Genomic DNA, 7,980 nt, shown 5'->3' on the forward strand with positions numbered 1-7,980 from the left:
CCTTCCGTGTGCCCGCCTATACGGTTTGGGACATGAAACTGGCCTACAAACCCGGCACCGCCATCCCCGCGTTAAAAGGCACGCAATTGCAGCTGAACGTGCAAAACCTCGCCGGCAAACAATATGTGGCCTCTTGCGCCAACCACGCCTCATGTTTCTATGGAAAAGGCCGTGTTTGGACGCTGTCCGGCAGCTATCGCTGGTAAGGCAGGCCGTATGAAATATTTGCTTGCTTTGGCTTTCGCCGCCGCACCGCTCACGGCAGCAGCCGATACGGTACGGCAGGCCTGTCTGAAAGGCCGCGCCGAAGAGCGGATTGCCGTTGATTTAACCAAAGGCCGTTATATTGAAGGAAACATCGAATTCAGCCGTCTCGACTTTTCCCGCGGCGGTGTGTCGTTGAGCGCGGTTTCCGATACCGCGCCCGAACGCAAATTGTTCGCCGACCAAACCAACCGGCAGGATTTTTTGCTGTGGTATCCGCACGGCAGCCGCGTTTGGCTGAAATTGGGCGCGCCGGGCAACCGCCATCTGTGTTACCGGCTCACCCTGAAACAAGGTGCGGCGCATTACGGTGAAATGGTGCGTGAAAACGCGGCACCGCAAAGCCCGCGCTTGCAGCAGTTGCAGCGGGAAATTAACCGGCAGGGCGGCCGTGCCGAAGAGCGGTTTTGGGCGGAAATCCGCCGGCAGGGTGCACCGTTGGTGGAGAAAACCGATAGCGGGCACAGCCTGCTCACTTTTCTTTACCGCGATGCCGCGCACAACGTGCGCCTGCTCGGCGGGCCGTCGAATGATCACGAATGGTTGGAAAAACTGCCCGGCAGCGGCGTGTGGTATAAAACATTTAAAGTGCGCAACGATTTGCGGCTGAGCTATCGTTTGGCGCCCGACATTCCCACACCCGACGGTGCCGATGCCTACCGCAGCCGCCGCGCCCTATTGTCGGTGTTGATGCCCGACCCGCTCAACCGCCGCCGTTTTGCCGAATCCTCACTGGTCGATTTGGCAGAACCGCACGATCAGGCAGCCGTTGCGCCGCGAGGCCGTCTGAAAAACCATGCGTTTCACAGTAAGAAGCTCGGTAACACCCGCCGTATCTGGATTTACCAAACCGACCCGCAAGCCGCCGACCCCGTAGTGCTGTATCTGTTCGACGGTTGGCAGTATCTTTACGAAACCCGCCTGATACCGATACTCGACGGCCTGCGGCGCCAAAACAAACTGCCGCCCGTGGCGGTGGTATTGATCGATAATGTAAACAGGCGCTCCGAATTGCCGGCCAATCCCGATTTTGCCGATATGCTCGCCGAAGAGCTGCTGCCTTTTGTCGAACAACATGCCGCTATCCGCCACCGGCCGCAGCATACGGTTGTTTCCGGCAGCAGCTACGGCGGATTGGCTGCCGCCTATACCGTCTACCGCCGGCCGGAAACTTTCGGCAATGCCATCCCGCTTTCCGGTTCGTTTTGGCATAAAAACAGTAACGGGCAGAAGTTGGCTGACCAATTTGCCGCGCAAAAAATGCCGCCGCAGCGTTGGTTTATCGCCGCCGGCAGCTACGAAACCGCGCGCGCCGGCGAAGACCCGGCCGACGGCATTGCCGCCGGCAGCCACCGTTTGGCCGATGTGCTGACTGCGCAAGGTCGCGATGCCGTTTATCGGGAATACAACGGCGGCCATGATTATGCTATCTGGCAATATGCCTTAACCGACGGCTTGGTTTATTTGTTTGGCGGGCATTTGCTGGCTGATTGATATAGTTAAACCACTGAATTGTAGTAGCAGTTTCGTCATACTCGAGCTTGACCCGAGTATCTTTTGGGGTTCCAGAAATTTTTAGGAAAAGAATATACTCGGATTAAGCCTGAGTATGACGCATGTACTTTTGCTTAAGTGGATTCACTATATTTGTATGCAAAAAGCGGAAATTACGATTTGCTATAAAACAAATGCCTGTCTGAAAAGGAGTTATATGCTTTTCAGACAGGCATTTGTAAGATAGGCAGCATTCGTGCTTATTCACGCCATTCGCGCCAACGTGATGATGTCCGCAGGGGCGCAAACGATTCATCTGCGGGTACGGCCGGTTTTGGCGTTTCCGCTTGCGGCTTGCGGCTTTCGCGGGCAATACCCATCAAAATAGCCAATATCATCATTACCGAGAGCGTGGCGGTACCGCCGTAGCTCACCATGGGCAGCGGTACGCCGACTACCGGCAAAATGCCGCTCACCATACCCATGTTTACAAATGCATAGCAGAAAAAGGTGAGAGTAAGCGCACCGGCCAACAGGCGGCTGTAAGTGGAACGGGCTTGAGCGGCAATCACGAGACCGCGTCCTAATATCACGAGATACACGGCCAACAGCAAGAGGTTGCCGATTAAGCCGAACTCTTCGCCGAATACCGCGAAAATAAAATCGGTAGTGGCTTCGGGAATGTAATCCAAATGGGTTTGCGTGCCGTGTAACCAGCCTTTGCCCCAGATGCCGCCCGATCCGATGGCTATCATGGATTGAATGATGTGGTAGCCGGCGCCGAGCGGATCTTTGGTCGGATCCAGCAGAGTCAGCACGCGGGTTTTCTGATAATCGTGCATGCCGTAATTCCAAATCAAGGGCAGGGCGGCGATTAATCCTATGAGTGCGGCAAAGATAATTTTCCACGGCAAACCGGCAAAAAATACTACGAATAAGCCGGACGACATAATCAGAATTGCCGTACCCAAATCCGGCTGTTTCAAAATCAGTGCCCCCGGAATAACCACCATTACCAGTGCCACCAGATAATGGTACCAGCACAGGCGGCCGGCATAACGTTGGAAATACCAAGCAACGGTCATCGGCAGCGCGATTTTCATGATTTCCGAAGGTTGGATACGGGTAATGCCTACATCCAGCCAACGGGTGGAACCGTTTACGGTTACGCCGAAAAAGTGTACGCCGATCAGCATCAATACGCCTACGGCATACATCGGTACGCCGATTAAGGCGAATTTGCGCGGCGGTGTACGGGCTATCAACCACAGTAAGATGAAAGCCAATACGGTGTGCAGGGTTTTGTTGGCCAATTGGTCAAAGCTTTGGCCGTCTGCGGAATAGAGCAAAAACAGGCTCATGATATAGATGGCCAGCATGGCGTAAAACAGCCAGGGGTCCATCGGATTCCATAAACTTTTGGCAAAACGCGCTAACTTTTCTTTCATCATGGGGCGGAAACTCCCGAAGCAGGGACAATGCCTGTCTGAAAACCGCTTGCCGGCTGTAGCGGTATGATGTGTTCTTCGCTATCGAGAATCGGATTACTGCCGGGCGCTCCTTGATCGCCCGGCATAGCGGTATTGGCACCGCCTTGCAGGGTCAGCAGATAATAATCCATCAGCTTGCGAACCAAAGGCGCGGCGGTAGCTCCCCAGCCGCCGTTTTCCAGAATCAGGGCAACGGCAATTTTGGGTTTGTCTACAGGGGCAAAACCAATGAACCAAGCGTGGTCGCGGTGTTGTTCGCGCAAAGCAGCGGCATTATAGGTTTTACCCTGTTTAATTTGTACCACCTGCGCGGTACCGGTTTTGCCACCCAAAGTATAGGGCGCACCGCCGATGGCGCGGGCAGTACCGCCGGGGCCGACTACTTTGCGCATGGCGTTTTTGATGTATTCGAAATATTCCTGTTTGAACGGAATTTGCCGAGTGGGTTTCGGCTCGATCAGAGTAATTTGCTGTTTGTTGTAATCCAGCATTTCTTTAACCAGGTGCGGTCGATAAACCTTGCCGTCGTTCACTAACGAAGCCAGCGCATGCGCCATTTGCATCGGTGTGTAGGCGTTATAACCTTGGCCTATACTGACCGGCACCATCTCTGCCGGATGCCATTGGCGTTGTTTCGGCGGCAGCTTGGCGAAGCGTTTTTCTTTCCATTCCGGCGAGGGGAGAATGCCGCGGTATTCGTTCGGCAAATCGATGCCGGTGGCTTCGCCGAAACCGAATTCCGCCAGATAAGGCCGCAGTTTTTCGATGCCTGTTTCATAACCCGTACGGTAAAAGAAGGTATCGGACGATACTTGAATGGCAGTACTCAGGTTAACGGCACCGTGTCCGCGCCGTACCGAATCGCGGAACAGATGGGTAGAGCCGGGTATGCTCCAAGCGCCGGGCGCGGGCACGATGGTATTCATCTTCAATTTACCGCTTTCAAGCAAAGCCATGCCCATAAAGGGTTTGAAGGTGGAGCCGGGCGGATAAAGGCCTTGGGTGACGCGGTTGAGCAGCGGGCGTTGCCAGTCTTCATTAAGCTGTTTCCAAGTTTCCGAATCGATGCCGTCAAGAAAAAGATTAGGATTAAACGAAGGCTTGGAAATAAATGTCAGCACGCCGCCGGTTTGCGGATCGATGGCCACCATGGCGGCACGACGGTTGCCGATTAAACGGTCGGCTTCTTGTTGCAAGCGGATGTCCAGCGCCAGTTTCAGTGTTTGGCCGCTTTGCTGCGGTACGCTGCGCAATACGCGTACGATGTCGCCATGAGCATCTTTTTCCACTTCCTGATAGCCCGGATTGCCGTGTAACTGCGGCTCGTAATAGCTCTCCAAACCGGATTTGCCGATGTGCGTGGTACCGCGATACAAAGCGGTACGCTCCTCTTCTTTCAGCTTTTCCTGATCTTTATCGCTGATGCGGCCGATATAGCCGAGAAAATGGGCAGTCAGCGGGCCGAACGGATATTCGCGGAAGGTGCGCGCATTGATTTCCACGCCGGGAAAGCGGTAGAGATGAGGCGCAAGCTGCGAGGCCTCATCGGTGGTAAGCTTCAGTTTCAGCGGTACTTTTTCATAAGAGCGGTATTCGGCGCGAAATTTTTTGAAGCGTTTCAAATCAGCTTCGCTGATGTCCACATAAGCACGCAGGGCTTCGATGGTATCTTCTATTTTCCCGTCGATTTGTTTAGGAATAAGTTCCAGCGAAAAAACTGGATAGTTGCGCGCCAAGACCACGCCGTTGACATCGACAATCTCGCCGCGCACCGGCGGAGTGGGGATCAGGGTGATGCGGTTGGTGGTTGCTCGGGCGGTGTAATTTTGGTGCTGATCAATCTGCAAATAGGCAAAACGGGCCGCCAATGCGCCAAAAGCGAGCACGATCAAGCCGAAAGCCACGCCTAAGCGTAATTTGAAGTCTTTCCCCGCCTGAGTATCCGGCAGTGGGGTAGTCGGTTGCTCTTTCATTTAAAACGGCGGGGTTGCAAAAAAGTTAGCAGAAATCGGTCTAGCAGCGGCCATAATAAAACACCGGTCAATACCGAAGTAAATATTTCGGGGTGTGTGAACTGCCGATCGTGAACGGCGTTCAGAAAGCTGAGAACGGCTTGATTGAACAACAAAGACAATGCTAAACCCAGTGCCTGACGCATCGGAGTTTTCAGCGAAGCTTGTGTTTGGGGCAGCTGAATCGCAAAAGTCATCAATACAAAAGAGAGGGCATGTTGGCCTAAAGGAGAAGTGGTGCCGGCATCAACCAGCAGGCCGAACAGAAAAGCGCCTGATAAACCGAAATTCTGCGGACGGCGTAAAATCAGGAAAAACCATACCATTGCACTGAACGACGGCATCCAGAAAAAAGTATCCGCCGGGAGCGGAATGAAATCTAATAAGAGTGCCGCAGCCAGTGTAATCAAAAGATGAATCAGCGGCAGGCGGCCGGTCAGGTTGGAATCGTTCATGGTCGTGCGGAGGCTGCCGGATCGCTTGCGGCTCCGGCGGCAGGTGTTTTTTGTTGGATAACCAGTAAATATTTGCTGATATTGAGGCCGGCAACCGGCTCAAGCTTGCTGCGGTAATAGGCTGTTCCGGTGTTTTTAGAAACTTCGGTTACCTTGGCCACCGGTATGCCGGCCGGATAAATACTGTCCATACCGGAAGTCAGCAGTATATCTTCTTTTTGCAAATCGGCGCCTTGTGGAAAATAGCGCAACGCAATACCGCCGCCTTCACCATATATCAGGCTGCGTACACCGGTGCGCGCTACCGATACCGGAACAATCAGATCATTGGCGCTAATCAGGCGCACATCGGCGCTCAAATGGCGCACCTGGATAATTTGGCCGACTAAGCCCCTCTGATCGATGACTGCATCACCTTGCCGCACACCGCTTTCTTCGCCTTTATCAATCACAAGCAGGTTGGATGAAAAATTGCGGCCGCTGGAAACCACTTCGGCGGCTATCGAGTTTCCGAAATCTTCCTGCTTAAGATTTAATACCGATTTTAATTCTTTTAATTCCTTTTCCAAGGCACGGTTTTGGTTGGCAGTTGTTTGCAGACGGATATTCTCAGCATTCAGTTGCCGGTTTTGCGCTTGCAGTGCGGTTTGCGATTGCGCCAGCGAGCGGGTATAGCGGTAGAGTTCCACCGGCTGGGAAGCCAGCCATTGCAGCGGGAAGGTTAGCGAAGCGGCAACTTTCCGTATCTGCTGCACTCCCTCGAAACGCTGATCCAACGCCAACAGCGCAATACTGGCAAAGCTCAATAAAAAAAGCTTACCAACCGGTGCGCTGCGGCGTTTCGTAAAATTAAGGGAAGGAGCGGGCATATCTCGGTTTTCCCGGTAGGTGTGCGTTTAATAGATTTCGGTAAAAACAGGGCTGCGGGTGCCGATTAAATCCAATGCATAACCGGCGCCGCGGGCAACGCAGCCTAAAGGCTCGTCTGCAATGCTTGCCGGCAGGCCGGTTGCTTCGGATAGCAAACGGTCCATACCGCTTAGCAGCGCACCGCCGCCGGCCAGTACCAACCCGCGCTCGATGATGTCGGAAGCTAATTCCGGGGGTGTCATTTCCAGCGCATAAATAATGGCTTGGATAATCTGGTTGAGCGGCTCTTTTAATGCCTCGAATACCTGATTGGAATTTATGGTAAAGCTGCTGGGAACACCTTCGGAAAGATTGCGGCCGTGAATCACCATACTTTCAACTTGTTCCACCGGATAAGCCGTTCCTATACTCTGTTTAATATTTTCCGCAGTCGCCTCGCCAATGAGTACACCGAAATGGCGGCGCACATAATGGATAATGGCTTCATCGAAAGCATTGCCGGCAACGCGCAAAGATTGCGAATAAACCATGCCGCCCATTGAGATTACGCCTATTTCGGTAGTACCGCCGCCGATATCGACAATCATGCAGCCAGCAGGTTCTGAAATCGGCAAATCGGCGCCGAGTGCCGCCGCCATCGCCTCTTCAATTAGGTAAACATCCGAAGCGCCGGCCGCACGGGCGGAATCGCAAATCGCTTTGCGTTCAACTTGCGTGGCACCGCAAGGTACGCAAATCACAATGCGGGAAGGACCGCCGAGATTTCCCGCACTGGCTTGGCGGATGAAATATTTCAGCATTTTTTCGGTGAGTGTGAAATCGGCGATCACACCGTCTTTCATCGGTCGCACCACGCGGATATTGCGCGGGGTTCGGCCCAGCATTTTTTTCGCATCATTGCCGATGGCGATAGGATTGGCATGGCCCGGATGCGTTTCGTCTTCTTGAATGGCCAGAATAGAGGGCTCGTTAAGCACCACGCCTTTATTCTTGCTGTAAATTAAAGTATTAGCCGTACCCAGGTCTATGGCCAAATCGTGCGAGAGGTAGCGGTTAAAAAAGCCAAGCATGTAAAACCTTCTGAAATGGACGAAATAAAAATAAATATTATCGGACACAACAAGGCATGGGGTTCAGACAGGCATCAGCTAGATGGATTGCCGGAAAAACACCATGCCCATAACGGGGGTTTTCGTTTATAATCCGCGCTTAATCTCAAGGGCAGCGCAAGCTTGTGCCACCAGCATACGGACTGGTTGAGAATGATACCTTACAACAGGTCGATTTGCTAATTTTATTTAAGGATTTACCCGATGGCCTTAACACTAACTGACGTGGAAAAAATCGCCCGTCTTTCCCGCCTGAGCCTTACCGAAGCGGAAAAAGCACAAAACC

Annotated in this window: 7 protein-coding genes and 1 pseudogene; 3 read left to right on the top strand and 5 right to left on the bottom strand. The window is 53.1% G+C overall.

The annotated features are described in order from the left end of the window. A partial coding sequence (locus Q4C79_RS12590; protein WP_303091370.1) for a TonB-dependent receptor occupies positions 1-206 on the top strand: 206 nt, incomplete at its 5' end. 10 nt (positions 207-216) lie between these two features. Next, the gene (locus Q4C79_RS12595) at positions 217-1,758 is read left to right on the top strand and encodes an alpha/beta hydrolase-fold protein (RefSeq protein ID WP_303091371.1); all 1,542 of its coding nucleotides are present in this window, start codon (positions 217-219) and stop codon (positions 1,756-1,758) included. Between the two features lie 260 nt (positions 1,759-2,018). Here Q4C79_RS12595 and rodA read toward each other — a convergent pair whose 3' ends face one another. Genes rodA through Q4C79_RS12620 form a run of 5 tightly spaced genes read right to left on the bottom strand, consistent with a single transcriptional unit; the run spans position 2,019 to position 7,655 of the window. Continuing rightward, positions 2,019-3,206: a rod shape-determining protein RodA gene (gene rodA, locus Q4C79_RS12600; protein WP_303091376.1), complete on the bottom strand. Its 1,188-nt coding sequence runs from the start codon at positions 3,204-3,206 to the stop codon at positions 2,019-2,021. Beyond that, the gene (gene mrdA, locus Q4C79_RS12605) at positions 3,206-5,221 is read right to left on the bottom strand and encodes a penicillin-binding protein 2 (RefSeq protein ID WP_303091372.1); all 2,016 of its coding nucleotides are present in this window, start codon (positions 5,219-5,221) and stop codon (positions 3,206-3,208) included. Before mrdA ends, rodA begins: the two co-directional genes overlap by 1 nt. Further along, complete coding sequence (gene mreD, locus Q4C79_RS12610; protein ID WP_303091373.1) at positions 5,218-5,715, bottom strand: rod shape-determining protein MreD; 498 nt, start codon at positions 5,713-5,715, stop codon at positions 5,218-5,220. Before mreD ends, mrdA begins: the two co-directional genes overlap by 4 nt. Next, entirely contained in the window at positions 5,712-6,584 is an 873-nt protein-coding gene (gene mreC / locus Q4C79_RS12615; protein WP_303091374.1) for a rod shape-determining protein MreC, read from the bottom strand. Before mreC ends, mreD begins: the two co-directional genes overlap by 4 nt. Positions 6,585-6,611: 27 nt before the next feature. Continuing rightward, positions 6,612-7,655 carry a rod shape-determining protein gene (locus tag Q4C79_RS12620; protein ID WP_303091375.1) on the bottom strand — a complete coding sequence of 348 codons (1,044 nt, stop codon included), beginning with the start codon at positions 7,653-7,655 and terminating at the stop codon, positions 6,612-6,614. Positions 7,656-7,898: 243 nt separating this feature from the next. Between Q4C79_RS12620 and Q4C79_RS12625 the strand changes: the two are divergent. Continuing rightward, positions 7,899-7,980 (top strand): annotated as a pseudogene (locus Q4C79_RS12625) (Asp-tRNA(Asn)/Glu-tRNA(Gln) amidotransferase GatCAB subunit C); the annotation flags it as partial.

The organism is Neisseria sp. (assembly GCF_030523955.1).
In the GTDB taxonomy this organism is placed as follows: Bacteria; Pseudomonadota; Gammaproteobacteria; order Burkholderiales; family Neisseriaceae; genus Neisseria.

Bases quoted from the DNA above. Each gene is read 5' to 3' on its own strand.
- mreC (WP_303091374.1), bottom strand. From the start codon at position 6,584: ATGCCCGCTCCTTCCCTTAATTTTACGAAACGCCGCAGCGCACCGGTT.
- Q4C79_RS12595 (WP_303091371.1), top strand. From the start codon at position 217: ATGAAATATTTGCTTGCTTTGGCTTTCGCCGCCGCACCGCTCACGGCA.
- Q4C79_RS12620 (WP_303091375.1), bottom strand. From the start codon at position 7,655: ATGCTTGGCTTTTTTAACCGCTACCTCTCGCACGATTTGGCCATAGAC.
- mrdA (WP_303091372.1), bottom strand. From the start codon at position 5,221: ATGAAAGAGCAACCGACTACCCCACTGCCGGATACTCAGGCGGGGAAA.
- mreD (WP_303091373.1), bottom strand. From the start codon at position 5,715: ATGAACGATTCCAACCTGACCGGCCGCCTGCCGCTGATTCATCTTTTG.
- rodA (WP_303091376.1), bottom strand. From the start codon at position 3,206: ATGAAAGAAAAGTTAGCGCGTTTTGCCAAAAGTTTATGGAATCCGATG.